Source organism: Paenibacillus sp. FSL R10-2778, assembly GCF_038593035.1.
Classification (GTDB): Bacteria; Bacillota; Bacilli; order Paenibacillales; family Paenibacillaceae; genus Paenibacillus_AQ; species Paenibacillus_AQ odorifer.
The window spans coordinates 6,220,124-6,241,463 of record NZ_CP151956.1; the positions used below are offsets into that span (position 1 = coordinate 6,220,124).

18 protein-coding genes are annotated in these 21,340 nt (G+C 44.7%); 4 read left to right on the top strand and 14 right to left on the bottom strand.

Features of this window, described 5'->3' with window-relative positions; genetic code table 11:
- Positions 1 to 125: 125 nt before the first annotated feature.
- The 8 genes from glmS to NST40_RS27850 all read right to left on the bottom strand — a co-directional run bounded on the left by glmS (position 126) and on the right by NST40_RS27850 (position 12,263).
- A complete protein-coding gene (gene glmS / locus NST40_RS27815) occupies positions 126 to 1,958 on the bottom strand; it encodes a glutamine--fructose-6-phosphate transaminase (isomerizing) (protein WP_342410210.1) in 1,833 nt (610 codons plus the stop codon).
- 640 nt (positions 1,959 to 2,598) lie between these two features.
- Positions 2,599 to 3,939: a phosphoglucosamine mutase gene (gene glmM, locus NST40_RS27820; RefSeq protein ID WP_076129780.1), complete on the bottom strand. Its 1,341-nt coding sequence runs from the start codon at positions 3,937 to 3,939 to the stop codon at positions 2,599 to 2,601.
- 88 nt (positions 3,940 to 4,027) lie between these two features.
- Positions 4,028 to 5,488, bottom strand: a complete 1,461-nt coding sequence (locus NST40_RS27825) for a CdaR family protein (protein ID WP_341004005.1) — start codon at positions 5,486 to 5,488, stop codon at positions 4,028 to 4,030.
- Complete coding sequence (gene cdaA / locus NST40_RS27830) at positions 5,481 to 6,311, bottom strand: diadenylate cyclase CdaA (RefSeq protein WP_036681290.1); 831 nt, start codon at positions 6,309 to 6,311, stop codon at positions 5,481 to 5,483. Before cdaA ends, NST40_RS27825 begins: the two co-directional genes overlap by 8 nt.
- A 214-nt stretch (positions 6,312 to 6,525) precedes the next feature.
- Complete coding sequence (locus NST40_RS27835; protein WP_036681404.1) at positions 6,526 to 7,140, bottom strand: zf-HC2 domain-containing protein; 615 nt, start codon at positions 7,138 to 7,140, stop codon at positions 6,526 to 6,528.
- Between the two features lie 121 nt (positions 7,141 to 7,261).
- A complete protein-coding gene (gene sigW, locus NST40_RS27840; RefSeq protein WP_036681288.1) occupies positions 7,262 to 7,828 on the bottom strand; it encodes an RNA polymerase sigma factor SigW in 567 nt (188 codons plus the stop codon).
- 514 nt (positions 7,829 to 8,342) lie between these two features.
- Positions 8,343 to 11,135: a phosphoenolpyruvate carboxylase gene (gene ppc, locus NST40_RS27845; protein WP_038573414.1), complete on the bottom strand. Its 2,793-nt coding sequence runs from the start codon at positions 11,133 to 11,135 to the stop codon at positions 8,343 to 8,345.
- Positions 11,136 to 11,369: 234 nt separating this feature from the next.
- Positions 11,370 to 12,263, bottom strand: a complete 894-nt coding sequence (locus NST40_RS27850) for a LysR family transcriptional regulator (RefSeq protein ID WP_076129777.1) — start codon at positions 12,261 to 12,263, stop codon at positions 11,370 to 11,372.
- A 165-nt stretch (positions 12,264 to 12,428) separates the two neighbouring features.
- Between NST40_RS27850 and NST40_RS27855 the strand changes: the two genes are divergently transcribed.
- The 4 genes from NST40_RS27855 (at position 12,429) to NST40_RS27870 (ending at position 17,559) form a co-directional block, all read left to right on the top strand.
- Entirely contained in the window at positions 12,429 to 13,397 is a 969-nt protein-coding gene (locus tag NST40_RS27855) for an ABC transporter ATP-binding protein (protein WP_342410211.1), read from the top strand.
- A gap of 90 nt (positions 13,398 to 13,487) precedes the next feature.
- Positions 13,488 to 14,567, top strand: a complete 1,080-nt coding sequence (locus tag NST40_RS27860; RefSeq protein WP_342410927.1) for an ABC transporter substrate-binding protein — start codon at positions 13,488 to 13,490, stop codon at positions 14,565 to 14,567.
- 5 nt (positions 14,568 to 14,572) lie between these two features.
- Positions 14,573 to 16,252 (top strand): iron ABC transporter permease, encoded by a 1,680-nt coding sequence (locus tag NST40_RS27865; protein WP_342410212.1) that lies wholly within the window; start codon positions 14,573 to 14,575, stop codon positions 16,250 to 16,252.
- A complete protein-coding gene (locus tag NST40_RS27870; protein ID WP_342410213.1) occupies positions 16,249 to 17,559 on the top strand; it encodes an MBL fold metallo-hydrolase in 1,311 nt (436 codons plus the stop codon). Before NST40_RS27865 ends, NST40_RS27870 begins: the two co-directional genes overlap by 4 nt.
- Positions 17,560 to 17,662: 103 nt before the next feature.
- Here NST40_RS27870 and NST40_RS27875 read toward each other — a convergent pair whose 3' ends face one another.
- The 6 genes from NST40_RS27875 to NST40_RS27900 form a co-directional block, all read right to left on the bottom strand.
- Positions 17,663 to 17,944: a holin gene (locus NST40_RS27875; RefSeq protein ID WP_076280160.1), complete on the bottom strand. Its 282-nt coding sequence runs from the start codon at positions 17,942 to 17,944 to the stop codon at positions 17,663 to 17,665.
- Positions 17,945 to 17,956: 12 nt separating this feature from the next.
- Positions 17,957 to 18,649 carry a M15 family metallopeptidase gene (locus NST40_RS27880; RefSeq protein WP_076282708.1) on the bottom strand — a complete coding sequence of 231 codons (693 nt, stop codon included), beginning with the start codon at positions 18,647 to 18,649 and terminating at the stop codon, positions 17,957 to 17,959.
- Positions 18,650 to 19,054 carry a hypothetical protein gene (locus NST40_RS27885; RefSeq protein WP_076277834.1) on the bottom strand — a complete coding sequence of 135 codons (405 nt, stop codon included), beginning with the start codon at positions 19,052 to 19,054 and terminating at the stop codon, positions 18,650 to 18,652.
- A gap of 73 nt (positions 19,055 to 19,127) precedes the next feature.
- A complete protein-coding gene (locus NST40_RS27890; RefSeq protein WP_342410214.1) occupies positions 19,128 to 19,259 on the bottom strand; it encodes an XkdX family protein in 132 nt (43 codons plus the stop codon).
- Positions 19,260 to 19,703: a hypothetical protein gene (locus NST40_RS27895; protein ID WP_342410215.1), complete on the bottom strand. Its 444-nt coding sequence runs from the start codon at positions 19,701 to 19,703 to the stop codon at positions 19,260 to 19,262. It lies immediately after the preceding gene.
- Between the two features lie 19 nt (positions 19,704 to 19,722).
- Positions 19,723 to 21,336 (bottom strand): hypothetical protein, encoded by a 1,614-nt coding sequence (locus NST40_RS27900; protein ID WP_076099875.1) that lies wholly within the window; start codon positions 21,334 to 21,336, stop codon positions 19,723 to 19,725.
- Between the last annotated feature and the right edge of the window lie 4 nt (positions 21,337 to 21,340).

Below are 21,340 nucleotides of genomic sequence, written 5' to 3' on the forward strand. Positions count from 1 at the left end.
TTCTATTCAAATCTTAGGACCAACTATTTTGTAAAGGCACTAACTTTATTGTCTGAGCACTCACATTAATGTCTAGATACCAACTTTAATGTCATCAGACAAACTGTACTTTTACATCACCAATTCTACTCCACAGTAACACTCTTCGCCAAGTTACGTGGTTTATCCACATCATGACCCAGCGCAAGAGAAGCATAATAGGACAATAATTGCAGAGGCACTACGGACAAAGCTGCTGTCAGCATTGGAAGTGTTTTAGGAATCACGAACACTTGATCAACTGATCTAAGCAGGTCAGTTAAATGCTCTTGGTGCGTGATTGCCAGCACATCTGCGCCGCGAGCTTTCACTTCTTTGATGTTGCTGACGGTCTTCTCAAGTACAGCTTCCTGAGTTGCCAGGGCAATAACTGGAACGCCTTCTTCGATCAGAGCCAATGTACCGTGTTTCAATTCACCTGCAGCATAAGCTTCGGAGTGAATATAAGAAATTTCTTTCAGCTTCAAGGATCCTTCTTGAGCAACAGCGTAGTCAACGCCACGGCCGATGAAGAACAAGTTTTTGTGCTCAGAAATTTGTTCAGCATAACCTTTGATCGCTTCTTTTTGAGCTAGGATCTCTTCGACTTGCTCTGGTAGAGATTGCATAGCTGCAAGAATCTTAGTAACTTGTGCTTCGGCTTGTGTACCACGAACTTCAGCCAAGTAAAGAGCAAACAATCCAAATGCGATCAATTGTGAAGTGTAAGCTTTGGTCGAAGCTACTGCAATTTCCGGACCCGCCAAGGTTACCAACACATCGTTTGCTTCCCGAGCAATAGAGCTGCCCACTACGTTAGTGATCGCCAATACGTGTGCCCCGTTAGCTTGCGCTTCACGCAGAGCTGCCAAAGTATCTGCAGTCTCACCGGATTGGCTGACTACGATAACCAAAGTTTCTGGAGTCACGATTGGTGAACGGTAACGATATTCCGAAGCGATATCATTTTCAACTGGAATACGAACCAAAGATTCGATCATAGTACGTCCTACCACACCTGCGTTGTATGCCGTTCCGCAAGCAACGACTTGAATGTTACGAATGTTCTTGATTTGTTCTTCAGTCATGTTCAGTTCAGGCAATACAACCTTGTTACCTTCGGCATTGATACGACCACGCATGGTGTCGCGGTAAGCCTTAGGTTGCTCGTGTATTTCTTTCAGCATGAAATGCTCGTAGCCGCCTTTTTCTGCGGTAACTGCATCCCAATCGACAGTAATCATTTCCCGAGAAATAAAGTTGCCTTCAATCGTCATCAATTCGACAGCATCTCTTGTCAGCACAGCCATTTCGCCGTCGTTCAAAATATATACGTTACGGGTATATTCAAGCAGTGCAGGAATATCTGACCCGATAAAATTTTCTCCTTCGCCAAGACCGATAATGAGCGGGCTAGCTTGACGCACAGCCACCAGTTTATCTGGCTCATATTCAGTCAGGACACCTAATGCAAACGCACCGCGCATGAACGTAATCGCTTTTTGTACAGCCTTCACGATATCTCCGTCATATTCGCGAGCAATCAGATGTGAAATAACTTCTGTATCGGTTTCAGAGACAAAGTGGCATCCGCCAGCGATCAGCTCTTCTTTCAGATCCAGATAGTTTTCGACAATACCGTTATGAACTACCGAGAACTTCATGCTGTTATCCGTATGTGGATGTGAATTCTCATCGGATGGTTTACCGTGAGTCGCCCAGCGTGTGTGTCCGATACCCGCGCTACCTGCCAGCGGGCTGTCTTCGAGCTTCGACTGCAGATTCGCCAAACGGCCTTGAGCTTTCACTACTTGCAGTCCTTCTTGGGTAAATACAGCAATACCAGCGGAATCATATCCACGATATTCCAATTTCTTCAAACCCTCAACCAAGATCCCCTGCGAATTCTGATTACCAATATATCCTACAATACCACACATTATAATTTCCCCCGTCCGAGTTATCGTAATGTGGCGGCATAAGGAAAGAAACGTGCCGTGCGGCATGTTTTTGAGAAAAAGCAAATATTCTGTTGTATTTTAGGATCAACAAAATAAACTGTCACTTACATTCTAATGTTCATGAAATGCACAGCCTTCTCCTCTGCCGTGGCAGAAATAACGTGTTTCCTTCTGATGCGCGCACACATGAATAATATAATTTGTTGCACCCATGAAAACGTTGTGTGAAAGGTCGCCCTTTCATTTTCCGTATCCATTTACGGCTCTGGTGCATCACCGGGAGGTCCCCGCCGAACATTTCGAACACCTCCACCTCGTCAGCTTACGTCTGCCGTGATCCGTTCAAGCCATAGCCTACATAACAAGTAAGCAGCTTTCCCTTCTCCCCCGCGCTAGACCAAGCTCTGGCGCTTGCTATTGCTAACCTCACAATCCCCGCTTTCCTTCTAGAATGACACTTAATCTATTATATGCACCTTGTAGTACTTTGGCAATGGCGCATCAACCTAAATTTTACAAAAGCAGTTCAAACGATCCAATCCTAAAATAAAATAACACTGGTGCAACGAGTTCGAATCGCTCCCGCACACTGCACCAGCCTTATAGTTAGGGTAATGGATTATACCAATTCGCGTTGAACTACTTCCACAATTTGATTCACATAAAGATCTAGATCTGACTTATCTGGTCCCTCTGCCATAACGCGGATTAGAGATTCCGTACCTGACGGACGTACAAGCACACGGCCATTGTCACCTAGCTTACCTTCCACTTCAGCGATAGCCGCTTCTATAGCCGGGTTATTAGGGTAGTTAGTCTTATCCTGTACACGAACATTAACCAGCACTTGCGGGTATTTAGTCATCATACTCTTAACTTCGCTAAGCTGTTTGCCTGTAGCCTTAAGCGTATCTACCAGCTGAATAGCTGTAAGAATACCATCACCAGTTGTATTGTAATCCAGGAAAATAACATGTCCAGACTGTTCTCCGCCTAGATTAAAGCCCCCACGACGCATTTCTTCCATAACATAACGATCCCCTACAGCTGTCTTAGCAGTATTCAGGGATAATTTCTCGGTAGCTTTATAGAATCCGATGTTACTCATAACGGTTGATACAATCGTGCTATCCTTCAGCTTACCTGCACGGTTCATGGCATCACCACAAATACAAAGGATAAAGTCGCCATCAACTTCATCACCGTTATTATCAATAGCGATCAGGCGGTCAGCATCTCCGTCAAAAGCAAGTCCCAAATCGGCTCCATGACGCAAGACTTCTTCACGCAAAGTCTCTGGATGTGTCGAACCAAATCCATCATTAATATTCAATCCATCTGGCTCAGCCCCGATAGAAATAACCTCAGCGCCAAGCTCTCTGAACAGTCTTGGAGCAAGCTCATACGCTGCGCCATGCGCACAGTCCAGTACAACCTTGATTCCCTTAAAGTCCTGAGAAATGGTAGTTTTCAAATACTCCAGATAAAGATACTTAGCATCATTATCTACGGTAACCATACCTAAACCCGAACCGATAGGACGTGGCAATTCATCTACCTCAGCATCCATAAGCTCTTCAATGCGCAGTTCAGTTTCATCTGTAAGCTTGAAGCCATCCCCACCAAAGAACTTAATGCCGTTATCCTCTACAGGATTGTGAGAAGCTGAAATCATGACGCCTGCGTCTGCTTTTAACAATCTCGTAATATAAGCAACAGCAGGGGTACTCACTACGCCTATACGGATTACATCGGCTCCAATAGACAATAAGCCCGCTATCAGCGCGGATTCCAATAAAGGACCGGAAATACGTGTATCCATTCCGATAACAACCTTCGGTTTATCCAAGTTACCCGCTAGTACATATCCTCCACAACGGCCAATACTATAAGCCATTTCTGCAGTCAATTCACGGTTTGCTACTCCCCGCACACCGTCAGTTCCAAAATACTTCCCCATTATTTTTCTCCTTTGAATACGCTACGTTAGCTTAATGTACTATCATATGAATTGCATACTATTTTGGTGTACCTCTGGGCTCAAAAGATTACGTCCCGCCTGTACTTACAGGATTCTCGGAATTCGTACTTGTGTTAGCTGTGCCGTTATTCTCCGGATTGTTATCCGTCGGGACAGGCGTTGGTGTTGCTCCACCAGCCTCTCCACTATGCGTGGGCTTCTCCGTAGGTTCCACATCGCCTATAACAGGTTCAGAACTCGGCTCAGGAGTAGTCACACCCCCCGTATCTGGATGAGGCGTAGGGACTGGTGCTGCAGGCGATAGCAGCTGCACGGTCACAGTAAGTGGCACACCTGCATTGGCTAATGCGATGAACTTGGGTAATGATACCCGCAAAGAAACCTCGTGAGTTCCAGCTGAAAGTCCGCTAACATCAGCCACAACCCCTATATTTTTCTTATCAAGTTGATCAAGTAAAGCAGGTGCACCCTTTAAGGTAAGCGCAATTTCCTTGCTTGAAGGATTAACAATACTTCCTTCCAAATCATCCCCCACGCCTTGGAGCTTGATGGGTACCGCCTCAATCGTCCGCTCAGCAATTTCTGAGATGGTTAATGAAACATTCACAGCTTCTGGCATAACTTTCTCCGTTCCAGCCGGTGCCTTCAGATCAACCTTCACTTGTTTCGTTCCAGCAGAATCTATTGCACTAAGGTCGACTGTAGCTTCATAAGCAGATAAAGCTTTTAAAGCCTCTGCCTGTCCATACACTACGACCGTTTCCTGCTCAGGGGTCACTTTGGATAATACGAGTGAATCTGGAAGTTGCCCAGTAAAGCCAATCTCCAGCGGCACACTCTTAAAAGGTAAGGTAATCGGCAATTCCACAGATACAGTAGAAGGCTCAATTACAGCATTTTTAATTTCATTTCCATTATTATCATAAGCGTGTAGCTTCAGCTTTTTTTCTACAAAGGTTTCGTTCTCACCGTTAAGCTCAATAGTCCCTTGTATCTTGGCTACCTGGCTTAGTTCATTATCCGCAAGTGTCACTTTTACAGTATCTGTAGGCTGCAGGACAGGCGTGCCTATTTGATAGCCCGCTGCAGGTTTTCCATTTGTAACCAATGTTATGGGAAATGACTTCGTGTTTCGCGGTTCTACATGTACAGTAACCTCTTTAGGATTCATTCTTACCAGAGATACACCTTTGGGTAGTTTATAGTAAAGTGGCAATGTGGTGTCTCCAGGTTCAACCTTACTCAGATCAAGCATCACTTTATAGTCATCCGAGAACTGAAAGGAGATATCGGAATTTTTACCCGCTACCTCCAGACTGACACTATCGACAGCCAAGGGTTCAAGGACATATTTGTCCTCGTCAAGACCGGTCACTTCAATCTTCACATTCTCAATAGTTTTTGTTTTAATATCCACTGTTGTCTGTCCAGAAGGCGCAGTATCGACATGAACCATCGTAAACAAAATGATCCCAAACACAAGGGCCAGAATCTTATTGAAATTGTTATTGTTCATCCACTTATCCATGATTCTTGTCCCCCTTCCGTTTCCAGAAAGTTGAACCCTTCTCCTTCAGCGATGAACTTACACTAAGCTCTTGATGGAGCTTCGATATCATAGATTCTTCCTTAATGTCTCTCACGATCTGGCCATTGATCGCAAGGGAAATCTGCCCTGTCTCCTCCGAGACAATGACAGACACCGAGTCCGCAACCTCACTTATTCCTATAGCAGCCCGATGCCGGGTTCCCAGTTCTTTGCTGATAAAAGGATTCTCGGACAAAGGCAAGTAACAAGCAGCCGCAGCAATCTGATTTCCCTGCATAATAAGGGCTCCGTCATGCAGAGGTGTATTGGGAATGAAAATGTTAATGAGCAATTCTGAGCTGACCAGGGAACGCATGGGTATACCTGACTCTGTATATTCGTTTAGTCCCGTCTCCCGCTCAAAAACGATTAACGCCCCTATTTTTCTGCGAGATAAATAATTCACGGCTTTAATCACTTCGCCGATTAACTTACTGATCTCCTCATCACTTTCTCCAGCCCGTCCGAAAAATCTGCCCCGTCCAAGCTGCTCCAGTCCCCTTCGTAGTTCCGGCTGAAAAATGATAAAGACAGCTAGGACCCCGAATGTAAACATTTGATTCATTAGCCATTTAAGTGTATACAAGTCCAAGATTGTGCTTACCGCCCAAATCAAGACCAAGACCAGTATCCCTTTTAAAAGCTGAATTGCCCGCGTCCCGCGTACCATATTAAGCACTTTATAAATAATGTAACTGACGATTAGGATATCAATTATATCTTTAATGGAATCTTTCCATGTTAGCTCAGTAAAATAACTCATTGCCTAAAACCCCCGTCATTTCAAATTAGCTGGGTTTATGTAAAATGTCTGTTAGCTCTGTAACATATCTAGGTTATAACGTTCGGGCTTCAGTTGCAAGTTTAGTCCCTCAATCCTTTCCGAAACCACCCAATTTAAGGAAACAAAAAAGCGCCATCTTTCCGGAAAAAGAGGCGCTAATTAATATTCCTGCTCAAGATAACCACTGCCCGCATTAACGGTAGGCAACTTCAGAGAACATGTTCGTCACTTTATACCAGAACCAGCTTACTGCCTGGTCTATGCTTTTGACTTGCCCAGAAATATGAGCTGTTGAAGCCTGATATAGAGATCCGTCAATGACTGTCACGTTGCCGTTCACTTCTCCATATACCTGTGCTTTACCGTTCTCTATGGTAAGGTCTCCGGTAATTATTTTGCCGGAAGGTACAATTACAGTATCCCCTTTGATGACTACTTGATCCAAATCAACACCTCTAACTACAAGTTGTCTGTCTGGACTCCAAAAAGTTACGGTGCTCATCAGCATAACGACAAGGAATAGAGATGCCGCTGTAAGTGCAGGGTGCCTCTTGATCCAGGTAATAAAGGCTTTTTCTTTCTTAGTCTTTGGCAATGAACTCATTATCCGGCTCACAAGATCATCTGAAGCTACAGGATTCTGATGCATTAGGGAGAACATCAACATATCTGTCTGTTCCAATTCTTTAAACTTTGCACGGCAATCTGGACAGGATAGAAGATGCTCCTTCAATTCCCTCTGCTGCTGTTCGGGCAAGTCGTCATCCAAGTAGTCATGCATCATAGAGACGGCCAGTTTGCATTCCATAGGAGCCAATCCTTTCATGAGTGCTATTTAATTATCCTAAGACAAAGGGTCAGGACACATAAGACTTGCTTAACTTACATACGTCGCTCTCGAAAAGATGTTTCATAAATAAAATCTATTTTTACATTTTTGGGCCTAATTTTTTACGCAAAAATTCACGGCCTCGGTGTACACGCGTCTTAATCGTGGTCACGGGCATATCCAGGACATCACTAATCTCCTGAAGGGACAGATCCTGCAGGTATCTCAGAATCATCACCGACCTGTATTTCACAGGCAGACTGTCAATCGCTTCATAGATTAGCCCCTGCGTCTCAGAGAGCAATAGTTCGGTCTCAGGTGTCACATTGTCGCTCGGAATCAACGAATAGCCATCAAGGCCCTCCTGATCGTTCATTTCAGCATCCAGCGAATAGGTTGGTTTTCGTTTACGCAATCTATCAATACAGAGGTTCGTTCCAATCCGGTAAATCCATGTGGAGAACTTCTGTTTATCATCATAACGATCCAAATTCCTATACACACGCAAAAAGGTCTCCTGAACAATATCCTCCGCCTCATGGCGATTGTTCAACATCCTGTAAGCTAAATGATATATTTTGTCTTTATATAGTTCCACAAGCTCGGCAAATGCCCTTTGGTCGCCCTTCAAGGCGAGCTTTGTCAATCTGCCTTCCAAATTCTCCACCTGTTAACTCCCCCAGACTTGCCGCCCTTGGTATTTCTTCGCAAATATCCACGGTACAAGCAATTAAATCGTAATTCAAGTTTGTGTAAAAATCAAGGATTGTATTGTAACCTTCTATGTAAACTGAGTTAAAAACTGGACAACTTGGTATAGGCGATTAAGTGCAGCTCCGAGAAATATTTGAACTTCCGGTCGCTGTTATCCTCACATTTCCTGATTATAAACCGCATATAGCGGTCGAAATCTGAGGATAAAGGCGAACGCTGGCGCTCCTACAGTTCCAAATATTCTCTACGCTGCTCCATCACCGAAGTAATAAGTGCCACGTTAATTACCTCCGATTACATCTCGGTTACTTGGGTAGGGTAAAAAAAGAAATATCGGGTTTGACTCTCCAATATTTAGGAACAAGTAAAGTTCACAGCAGCAATATACAGTTTATGATCACAACAACTTGTATTAGGCAAAAAAAGCCCGCCCCAAATAGGGCGGACTTTTTGTTGTTAAGACTATATCAGCCGGTATTCCGAAGACCGGCGGCAATGCCGTTGATGGTAAGCAATACTTCGCGAAGCAGCTCGCTATCATCTCCATCAATTTCACGGAGCGCTCTAAGCTCAGATAGCAATTGAACCTGCAGGTAGCTAAGCGGATCAACGTATGGATTGCGGAGTCTGATCGACTCTTGAATCACAGGAACGTTATCCAGAATATCCTGCTGGCCTGTAATCTTCAGGATTAGCTCAGAGGTCAGATTAAATTCATCTTCAATCTGGCCAAAGATCCGTTGACGTGCTTCCTCGTTCTTGCCCATGCTGGCGTATTCCTTAGCAATGATCAAGTCCGCTTTTGAAATAGCCATTTGCAGCGTATCTATCAGTGTAGTAAAGAATGAGAAGTTCTCATACATATGTTGCATTATCTTCAGATTCTCTTCCTTACCCTCATAGAAACTCTGCAGTCCGGTTCCAGCAGCGTACCAGGCTGGGAGCAAATAACGGCTTTGTGTCCATGCAAATACCCAAGGAATTGCACGCAAATCTTCAAAACGGTCGCTGTTCTTCCGTTTGGAAGGACGGGAACCGATATTAAGCTCTCCTACCTCAGGCAGAGGTGTTGATTCTTTGAAATAAGTCAGGAAATCCGGATCACGGAAGATCAAATCCTGATATTTGTTCAGCGAGACCTCAGAAATACGGGCAACAATCTCTTCCCATTTCTCTTCATAAAGATCCGCTTGTGGCACTCTCGCACTAATTGCTGCTGTTACAAGCGCAGATGTCGCTTGCTCCAGACTGCGGTAAGCAATCCCTTGCATGGAGTAACGGGAGGAGATTACTTCTCCCTGCTCGGTAATCTTAATCCCGCCGCCAATTGTCGAAGCAGGCTGAGCAAGAATACTGCGGTTAAGTGGCATACCCCCGCGGCCGAGCGCTCCACCACGACCATGGAAGAACTTCAGCTTGATTCCGAACTTATCCGCTGTCGCTGTAATTTCTTTTAGGGCAACACGCAGTTCCCAGTTAGCAGTAACCACGCCGCCATCTTTATTACTATCTGAATATCCAAGCATGATTTCCTGCAAATCATTCATTGCTCTTACCGCATCACGGTAGATCGGCATATTGAGCAGTGTGTTCATAATTTGCGGTGCTTCATGCAAGTCATCAATCGTTTCAAAAAGTGGTACAGCTTGCAGGGTACATACAACTGTACCGTCGTTATCCTTGCGGAATAGTCCTACCTCTTTGGCGAAGACCATAACCTCCAGAATGTCACTCGCAGCTTCAGCCATACTGATCAGATAACTGGTGATACATTGTTTGCCGTACTCTTCCTGCGATGCGAAGATCGTCCGGTAAACAGCCAGACACTCCTCTGTACTTTCAGTATACGTCTGGTAAGAAGAGGTCAACGGACGTGGATCATTCAGCAATTTCTCCAGCAGATCAATCTTCTCAATCTCCGTCAATTTAGAGTAATCCGGCGAAATGTTCATCTTCGCCAAAATTTCTGTCATGGCATTCTCATGTTCTTGACTGTGTTGACGCACGTCAAGAGTTGCCGTATGGAATCCGAACAGCTCCACTTGGCGGATTAGCTTTTTAATATAAGTATCGGCCACATAGTCGGCGTAGTGATGCCGTAGACTGCGGTCAATGACATTCAAATCATCTATGAACTCCTCAGGTGTAGCATAACGCTCAGGAGTATCTTTTTTTTCATCATCCAAAACATTTTGTGTCTTAGAGATCATGTAGCTAAGTTTAATACGGTAAGGTTCATTGTCATTGCGCCATTCTTCCATCTTGCCTAGGTTAATGATCTGACGATCAGCTTCGATGGATTCTACGAGCTCAGGCGTCACTTTAACAATACTTGTGCTAAAGCTTAGATATTTCATGAGTTCACGCATAATACGCTGATATTCACGAATGGCCAGCTTACGCTGCATGCGTAAAGTCTGCGCAGTGACTGTTGAGGTTACCGATGGGTTACCATCACGGTCTCCGCCAATCCATGATCCAAAACGCAAGTAGGTTGGCACATGCCAATTCTGTCCTGGATAATATTTGCTCAGACAGCGTTCAAGCTCTTGATACACGTCGGGCAATACATGGAAAATCGTCTCATGGAAATAATACATTCCATTACGCACTTCATCGAGTACTGTAGGCTTGCGGTCACGCAGTTCATCCGTTTGCCAAAGCGTAATCACTTCATTCAATAACTTCTCGCGAAGCTGTTCACGTTCACGGAAAGTTAAGGTAGGGTTATCAAGACCCATAACATCATCGGATATCCGTTTATGAATATCGAGAATCGCACGGCGCATAGCTTCCGTTGGATGTGCCGTCATTACAAGTTCCAGAGACAATCCTTCAATAATCTCGTTGACTTCCTCATGAGAGAAATCACGTTCACGAAGCTCTTGAATAGCGCTTTCTATAGAACCGGGTTGTACTGTCTCCCCAGCTGAACGTTCATAGTCACGTTTACGGCGAATCCGGTGGTTCTGTTCGGCAATATTCACCAATTGAAAATAAATGGCGAACGCTCTTATTACCTGATGACGGTTCTCCGGATCCAAAGAATTGATTAACTCCTTAAATTCACTATGCAGTTCAGGTAAAAATAGTGAGCGTAGCGATTTACTGGTCTCGCGGATCTTCTCCACGATCTCTAGCAGTTCGTTACCGCCTTGGTGAACCAAGACCTCTCCTAAAATGTTCCCCAAGAACCGTACGTCCCGTCGCAGCAGATTGTTAGAGTTGCTTTTGCTGACGGTAGTCGTAAGTTCGGTCATGCTGCTCCCCCCATTCTCTTCCGGATCAATGTGTTAAGTTTGTCTGTCTAAATATCGTCTATTAAAGCTTCCTCATATCATACAATAAAACCGTTTGAAAATCTGCAACTTTTTTGTGCTGTAAAGCGACACAGTACCTAAGATTATACACCAATTTCTGAATTTATACAGTCCTTATATTTTATGTTTTCTTTCATATATATAATGGCTCTATCGTATATTCTCTATGTATGCTTATATTCGGATTGTGCGGAGCTGATCAATGAACAGCCCAATTAAAGGAGAATAATGACGATCACGGTTATACGAATAATAAATATGTCTTTCAAAATTATAATCCGGAATGGCTCGCATTAGCAATCTTCCTCTGGCTACCTCGTCCTCCACAGCAAGTCGTGAAATAAATGAAACATGTTGTCCACTCATGAGCGATTGCTTAATTGCCTCCAGTGAATCGAGTAAAATATGCGGTTTTGATTCTTTTCCCTCTCGTTCAAACCATTTATCCGTCAACTGGCGTGTGCTTGATTCCTTGTCATGTAAAATAAAGCTCGCTGAAGCAATCATCGCCGAGTTTAAATTAGAAAATCCGGCAAAATCATGTGTAGGTGCAAAAACAAGGACAAGCTCATCCTCACATAAGGCTTGAGTATGCAGATCAGGCAGATAAAAAGATTCCGTAGACAAAATACCAAGATCAATCTCATGGCTGGCAAGCATTTCTTTGATCACCGGTGAAGGCTTAACCGATAAAGAAATGGTAATCCCCGGATGCTGTTCGCCAAACTGCCCCAATATTTGTGGAAGAATATAAGTAGCTGGAACATAACTGGCGCCAATTTTCAGTGTCCCCCGACCTGCCTGACTGAACTCTTTTACCACCCGCTCCGCTTCCGCAGCAAGCGCATTGATTTTGATCGCATAATGAAGAAACGCTTTGCCACTCTCCGTAAGAATCATTTTATCCATTCTGGATTCAAATAACTTCTCCCCCAATTGCTGCTCTAAATTCTTCAAATGATACGTAACGGTGGGCTGCTTTAGTCCGAGTTTATCTGCTACCGTGGTAATTTTCTTATGTTTATTCAGCAGTTCTACAATTTCCAGCTTCATTAGATTAAGGTTCATTCTCTTCCACTCCCTCGCCTTTTCCTAAACGGTAACATAGAAGAATTCTATGAATGTTAAAATAAATCGGCAAAAAAGTTAATATCACAGTTACATTCAGCAAATATAGCGGGAATTCTTTACCTTTACACTAAGAACAAGCTTAAGAACAGGCAGGTAGATAGAATGAAGGAAATTACAATCCACAGATTGGAAAAGAAATTCGGAGATGTGCATGCCTTGAAAGCTGCAGATCTGAAGATTCCCGCTGGAAGCTTTACGACATTACTCGGTCCTTCAGGTTGTGGAAAGACGACACTACTCCGTCTGATTGCTGGGCTGGAAACACCGGATGCAGGAGAAATTCTGATCGATGATGAGTTTATTTTTTCAGGCAGCAAAAGAATTAGCCACCCCATTCATCGCCGTAACTTTGGCATGGTTTTTCAAGATTTCGCCCTCTGGCCGCATCTGACTGTGTTCGAGAATGTAGCCTTCGGCCTTCGAGCTTCCAAACAAAAAAAGAATTTACGGGTTCGGGTGCAGGAGGCGCTTCGATCGGTCAAGCTGGAGGGGCTGGAGCTGCGTTTTCCACATCAGTTGTCTGGTGGACAACAGCAGCGGGTTGCTTTTGCCAGAGCCGTAGTCATGCGCCCTCAGCTTGTATTATTCGATGAGCCCTTAAGTGCGCTGGATGCGGTCTTGCGAGATGAAATGAGGCTGGAGTTAATCTCCTTGGTAAAAAACATGGGCATTACAGCCCTGTATGTGACGCATGATCAAACCGAAGCGATGTCTATGTCAGATGAAGTAGTTGTAATGCAAGGTGGTACTATTTTACAAAGTGGATCTCCTGAGGACATTTATCGTAAACCGAGTCATCCTTTTGTAGCCCACTTTATTGGTAAATCCAACTGGATCGTTCCGGATAAACAGATGCTGCGTCCAGAACATTTACGCTGGTCTCAGGAGAATGCTTCCTCTCTTCCTTTTGCAGGGACTATTCAGCATGTGAGTTATATGGGGGATCGCTATGAGATCATTCTGGACATGGAGCACAATGGGACTTGGACCGCTTATCATGAGCGGCGCCTACCTGTAGGGGAAAAGATTCAGCTGTACGCTTCAGAGCACCAAATCCATCATCTGAATTAAGCGTCCACTGCATGGAATGGCTCTATATGATGCTGTTCCATGCAGCAAGATGCACACAACAATATTAGGGAGGCAATAACATTGAATCAAATGAAAAAGACAAAAGGGTTAAGTTCACTTCTTCTAACAACTGCACTTGGTATTACTTTAGTGGGCTGCGGCTCCTCGAACACCCCTGCGGCTAACGCAAGCAACAACCAAACCGATACTGCGGCGGCGACGCAAACTGAAGCCCCACAACCAACAGAAAAGACACTAAGCGGCAATCTTGTCGTTTACAGTGCAGGCCCTGAAGGTTTAGCCAATAAAATCAAAGACGGGTTTGAAGCCAAAACCGGCGTTAAGGTTGAAATGTTCCAAGGCACTACAGGAAAAATACTTGCCCGCATGGAAGCAGAAAAATCCAACCCGGTCGTTGATGTTGTTGTCCTCGCCTCTCTTCCGTCCATGCAAGGAATGAAAAACGACGGATTATTACTTCCATATAAAGAAACGATTAATGCAGACAAGCTGGTTAGCGATTGGTCAGATATAGATGAAGGAAACTATTTCAGTTACAGTGCATCCGCACTCGGTATTGTCTACAATACAAAAAAAGTAAGCTCACCGCCGACCTCCTGGGATGACCTCAGCAAAGCGGAATGGAAGGGTGCAGTCAATATCCCTGATCCTTCACTTTCCGGCTCGGCTCTTGATTTCATGACTGGGTATTTAAGTGCTAAGGGGGACAGTGGCTGGGATCTTTTCAAACAATATAAAAGCAATGAAGTAGCTATGGCAGGCGCCAATCAAGAGGCACTTGATCCGGTGATTACCGGTGCTAAATCCGTCGTTGCTGCTGGCGTAGATTACATGGCTTATAAAGCAAAAGCTGACGGAGAACCTGTGGATATCGTCTATCCTGCTGAAGGAACTGTAATCAGCCCTCGTCCGGCTGCGATCATTAAGACAAGCCCAAATGTAGATAACGCTAAGGCTTTTATCGACTACCTGCTCTCCGATGAAGCGCAAGCCCTTGTTGCCAAAGCCTATTTGCTGCCAGGCAGAACTGACGTGAAGGCAGAAAATCGTGCCAATCTTGAAGAAATCAAAACATTTGATGTGAATTGGGAATGGATGAATGAGCACGGCGATGAAGTTTCCTCGACCTTCACACAAATTTTTAAATAAGCGTAATGAATACTAACTCTTTGCGCTCATTTAAATGGGTGAGCGGTGGACTGGCTTTATTTATACTAACCGTGCTCGTGCTGCTGCCACTCCTGCTCATTTTCTGGACCAGTATTTATCCAGAGGGGCATCTCGACATAGCCGCACCACTACGAACCATTATGGGGAGCAATGACCTAGTAGAGGTGCTGCTGAATTCTATCGGGCTTGGGGTAAGCGTTATTCTGCTAACTACTTTGTTTGCGCTACCTTTAGCCTGGATTATGGCAAAAACCGACTTAGGGCGCCACAACTGGCTGGATGTCGTGCTGTTAATTCCATTTATGACGCCGCCTTACATTGGTTCTATGGGCTGGATGTTGTTTATGCAGACGGGTGGATATATGGAGCAGTTTCTGCCCTCCTCCTCCGTGTTAACACCATATTTCTTTAGCTATGGGGGTATGGTGCTGATCATGAGCCTTCACCTGTTTCCCTTCCTGTACCTGCTGCTGCGCAATGCGCTTTTGCAGATCGGGGGCAATCTGGAGGAAGCAGCCTCTGTTCACGGCGCCCCCTTCTTTTACAGATTTAAAAGAGTGATTATTCCTTTACTGCTCTCTAGCTATGGGCTTGGAGCACTGCTCATCTTCGTCAAAACCATTGCTGAATTCGGTACCCCTGCGACCTTTGGCCGCAGGATCGGCTTTTACGTGCTGACCTCTGAGATCCATAAATATATCTCCAGTTGGCCGATTGATTTTGGTAAGGCTACTTCACTAGCCTCCTTGCTGCTCGGAGTTTGTCTTGTCATGTGGTACATCCAAACTATAATTAGCAGCCGCTACTCTTACCGTCTGATCGGTGGAAAAGGAACTCGTACTAAACGTTATAAGAGTACAGGCATCGTAGGGTTTCTTAGCTGGGGTTATGTTCTTCTATTGCTTCTGGCATCCATCGGCATTCCTTATTTCTCTATCATAACAGCCTCATTATTGAAACTTCGGGGAGAAGGTGTATCCTGGAGCAATCTAACCTTAAAACATTATGCAGAGCTGTTATCCCCAGGTTCGCAAGGACTAGAGGCCTTATTAAATAGCTTTACATTAGCTATCGTTGCTTCCAGTATCGCTGTTATTCTCGGGACTTGGTTTGCCTTGACGGTAGGAAAAGGGGCTACATTCAAGCAGAAAATTACAGATTTATTCAGCTTGCTTCCAAATACAGTCCCTGGAATTGTAATTGTAGTAGGGCTAATTCTGCTGTGGAATGCCCGCTGGATGCCTATCCCGCTCTATAATACCTACTGGATGGTTGTACTGACTTATGTCGTACTTTTCCTTCCTTATACTGTTCAGTATGTAAAAGCAAGCTATGGGCAGATCGATTCCTCTCTGATGCAAGCGGGACAAGTATTCGGAGGAAGTAAGCTGTATGTGTTCCGCCGTATCCTGCTTCCTCTCATCCTTCCGGGGATGGTGGCTGGCTGGATGATGACCTTCACCATTTCCAATCGGGAACTGGTAGCCTCATTACTCATTCTTCCGCCTTCAATGCAGACCTCGGCAACCTATATTTTCGCCCAGTTTGAACAAGGTGCGGTAGCGATGGGGATGGCCATGGCTGTAATTTCAGTAGGTATCACCACCATACTACTATTAGTCTTAGAATATTTAAGCCCAGATAGAAAGCGGAGACAACAATGAGCACACTAACGATTTGGGGAGGGGCCGGAGAGCATGGCCGTTCCTCCTATCTTTTGCAGGGCAAGGATTCACGAAATGGCATCCTGCTCGATTGTGGCGTAAAAAAAGAAGGCCCCGGTGAATACCCCCTACTTGATAAGGATATTATTCCACATTTGCAGGCAGTATTTCTGTCTCATGCTCATGAGGATCATTCCATAGCGCTGCCCTTACTTTATAAACACGGATACAGAGGTAAGGTTTGGACAACTAGATCTACCTCATTACAGCTTCCTGATTATTTCGAGGCCTGGGATAAATATGTGGCGGCTCAGTCCGCCCCGCTCCCCTATGAGGAAACGGATAAAGAAGCTATTCAATTCATGTATTTAGAGGAGCATGTCTCCCCTCAAACTTGGCTGACGCTTGCGCCTAACCTTCGAGTTCAATGGGGACGTAGCGGGCATTTAGCAGGTTCGGTTTGGCTGGGCTTAGAATGGGAGGACAAAACTGTATTTTTCTCGGGGGATTATTCGGAGGAATCGCAGCTGCTCACGGCAGACACCCCAGCAATTATGGAAGCCGAAGCTAAAAATGTAGCTGATCTGTCCATTATCGATGCCGCATATGGGGCAGATCCTGATGAGCAGCTTGTAAAATTACAGCAATTAGAGATAGAGATCCACAACACCTTGCAAAAAGGGGGTTCCGTCCTCCTTCCTGTGCCTATCCATGGCAGAAGCCAGGAATTGGTCGTATGGGCAAATGAATGTTTTCCAGATCATCAATTGATCGTTGAAGAAGCACTCGTCGCTCCTTTACGAGCATTAAGCGACAAGGTGGAATGGCTGAAAGAGGACGCTATTCAGCGCGTAAATGCGCTTTTTAACAGAAAAAACTTGTGTGTTGTATCTAATTCGGACGAACGCGCGAAGGCAATGCTGAATCTTAAGGGAGCTATCGTATTCACCAATGACGGGATGATGCAGTCGGCAAAAGCACAAGAATACTTTCAGCAACTCTCTGTTTCTCCAGACAACCATGTGATTTTTACGGGACATTTAGCGGCCGGAAGCTTTGGACATCGTCTTGTTAAGCAAGCTATGATCGGAGAATCTAGCAGCGTACGCTGTACAGTCTCACTTATCCGCTATAAAGTCCATCAAGGTTTGCCGGACATTCGCAAAATGCTCCAAACGATTCCCAGCCACCGGACAGTGCTCGTCCATGCTCCCAAACCACATATCGACCAAGTAGCTTCTATATTAAAAGGAGAAGGTTTCACAGGACTATATTCTTTACAACCCGGCAGCACGCTTTCGTTCTGAAACTTATTTATGTAATATCATGAGAAAAACAATGGGGCTCTTCCTTAGGTCTTTTTCAGACTTTTTGGAACAGCCCTTTTTATAATTCGTACCTATTATCCACTTACCCTTTCGTCGTGCCCGGGCGATCCTTAAAAGCTAGCTCAAACAACCCCGTCGCAGATAAACCTGCAAGGCCCCCAGCCCAAAGGCGAAGCACTAAATCTAGTTCGGTAAAAGGATACGCTACTACGCCGATGAACAAACCTATCAATAGTCCGATAATCGGTACTGCATTACGCGGGATGTTGATACTATTTTTGACCAACTGAACCAGTGCCAGTACGAATACTGCTAATATAGAGGCGAATGCCACAACATTATCTAAAATTGTTCCAGTTTCCATCCTTTTCCCTCCTTAGCGGGTACTTATAATCTCAACCGTTCGAGTCGCAGAATCATAACCTACCTGAGCACCCAGCGCTTCTGCAATAACACGTACAGGGACGTAGGTGATGCCTTTTTCAAGCACTCCATCTGCAACCTTAACCCCGTTAACCTTTACGACAGCAATAACATCACTCTTCAATTCTTCCTCCTCCTTCCGATTGATGACCTTATACGCTGACTCCACCGCAGATGTTGAGGGCTTTGTCCCTGCTCGTAACTGTGTGAGTGTTAACCCAAACGCCATTTGAAAATGGGGGTAATCCTTGAAGCTTGTCCAGTCGCCACCCCACTCGAAGCCCAGCCCTTTTGCCTCCTTCACAACCTCCTGCCAATCTGCGATCTGGTTGTTATTGCCGTCCCGGCACATATCCCATGACACACTCGATCCATTCGGCAGCAAAAGAGCAAAATCTACGGCCAATCCAAAATTGTGATAGCTATACCCGCCTCGCGCATTGGTTACAATCGCTCCGGGCTTGGTGCGGCCTTGTGCATAAAGAGCATCCTGCTCGGCAATTGTGCGAAGTCCCTGCGTAATGAGAATGGGGATGTTGAGTTTGTAACAACGTTCGATTAGAGCAGTAGCAGCGGAACGAACTACGGGGTGTAGGTTGGTTAGGCGTTTACTTGATTTTTCTTTGATTTGGGACAAAGTGAGCATCTATACCCCTCCTTTAAATAAAAAGGCAATAATAGCAAAGATAGTTCCCGCCAGAACGTATTTAAGTAAATCGATAAACACTTTTCGTTCGCTCTTGCTGTCCGTCTGGGATTGTTGCAATAGCTGGAACACACGTGAGTCCAATGTATCCCAACGTCTCATAATCTCGTTAAATTGTATTTTCATTTCTATCGTTGATTGTTTAATTTGCTTCACATCTTCCTCATGGCGTGATTGTTTTTCTTTTAATAATAGAAGCTCATTACTAAAACTTAGATGTTCTGTTCCAAATCTAAAGATCTCGTCTTGGATGACTACTAGTCTACTTTCAACATCTTCTAAACGGTGCTCAATGGGCGCTGCTTCAGCATCGCCTCCTCCTGAGTTCACTCCCACAATGGTCATATAACAGCCCCCTTCTAAAGTGATAAATAAAACAGCCCTCGTAGCAGATACGAGGGCAAAATAAAAACGCCTACTATATGGCGCTATCTGTAATCTCTTCAGCTTGTTCAACCGTTATCTTTTTAGAGGTAACAAAAACCTGTACCTGCTCCGCAGTATACAATCCTGCTTCAAAGTATCGCTTAACCAGTGCGTACCAGTTCATTTACAGTACACCTCCTTCCACAAGGCTTAGAAGTAGATTCGCTTGTTCTTGCTCAGCTTGATCCAATCGAGATTGAGTCGTTGCTAGTTCGAATCCTATGCCAGCACTCTCTAATTCAAGATTTTTTAACCTTTCGGTTAAAGGCTCTTGATACACAGGCTCTTGTGGGTGCTCAGGCTCGGTGTTAGGGTCAGGATAACTGAACTCTAATTTCTTAGTATTAACGTTTACGCGGTATCCGTTGCATTCTGCAAAATCTTGCTTATATTCTTCATACTCTAGTTGAAGAATTCCAACCGTTTCAGGTACGCGTTCACTCAGCGCACGATATGCAGCAAAATCCTGATCTATAGTTGTCTCAATAACATCACCCGATCTCTCTCCGGTATCTTGAACAACATAACCTGTTGTTAGTTCATAAAATATTTTTCGTCCAATTTGCATTGTATTACCTTCCTCCCTCTTAATTCCACGCCGCCCATACATATTCCTGATAAGGCATTGTGTTTGGATTATACTGTTTATCTACCGAAAATGAACCTTCATAAAACGATATAATCAACGGAACGTCTTGCCCCATAATATACATCGCTTGTATTCCCATTCCAATAACAGGGTCTAAATAATAGATAAACATCGAACTCCAACCAAGACCACTATCAGGGTTATGTTTCATTGCGATCCCTGTTGGTCTGAACCCTAAACCACTCACATTAACAACACCCCCCGTAACTAGTGAGCCAGAAGCAAATTGTTTCGGTTGCAACGTGCCTTGCACCCCATACACCCATGTTCCGTTTCGAATATTAGATGCAATTATATTACTATCTGCCCTAGCCTGTGCAGCATTCACTACTATTTCGGGTACTCCTGTGCCCCCATTATTTAAATACGCGCCTCTTGGAATGCGAACCCATAAATTAATTCCGTCCCATGTCGTACTTACTGATGAAGCGCTGGCCGGTTGCTGCACAATCGCACCGTCAACGCCAAATATCGTCTTGCCTTGTAGAATGTTAGAAGGTACAAAATTAGGGTCACTTGCAATAATAGCACCAAAACCACCTGAATTTAATCCGCTTTTATAGTATCCGGTTTCAGGCTCTAGTACTAGACTACCAGACCAATCACCTTTCGCACTTTTTGCGGCTTTATAGCCACTCGCAGGGGCTGAAGAAAAGTCGGGAATAGCTCCATCTACGCCAAATATCGACTTGCCTCGTAACCAGTTAGCTGTGTTATAGTTAGCGTCTTTAATATTTATCACAGTAGTTCCGTCGTTATATGCCTTAACCGGAGTAACGTCCAGATTTCCGTTGTAGCCCACTACTTTAGCAGGTGCCGCCCCTGCTGCCGCTGTGGGTATCGTCCCCGTCACTAGTCCGTTATCTTGTCCTACTGTGTAAGGCGCTAGCACCTGGGCTGCTGTTGCTGTTCCATATTCACCCCCTTCACCCTGTAAGATAAAAGCCGTGCCATCATATACAACCGTGTAAACTCCGTTCAGGGCAAGTGTTGCCGCATTTCCATTGGGTTTCTTGATTGCTTTGGCCCCTAATGTATTAGGATTGAGTGTAGGATTAGCTCCGCTATCAATGTGTGTTTTGAAACTAAATTTCAGTCCTGCTATCAGCGCCGTAGGTGCTGGGCTAAGTGTAAGAGTATATGCGGTAGCTGCACCAGCCGTAGTACCAAATCCAGTGTTGTTATTCAGTAGTGTCTTGTCCACAGCAGACATCAAGCCATTTGTAGAAGTTGTAGCTACGGCTGTACCAGCTTTTGCATTCCACGCCGTCTTTTCAGCATCCGTAACAAACCGATTACTCGCGTCTTGAGCAATAATAGCTGGTGGGTGGGTAACTGGGTGAGTATAATTATTCGCTCCCGTCGCAATCCCCGCCAGCTTTGTTTTCTCAGCTGCGGTGTAGTCATTCGTAGATAGCTGTTTGCCTGTTACTTTATCGACCTTGCCATTCACTGCATTGTCCAAAATGTCCATATTCCCGTTCAAATCGGCAATATCAACGATATCTGTTCCCTCTGGCTTCTTTAAGCCCAAATTTCCTGTGGTTTGCATATGT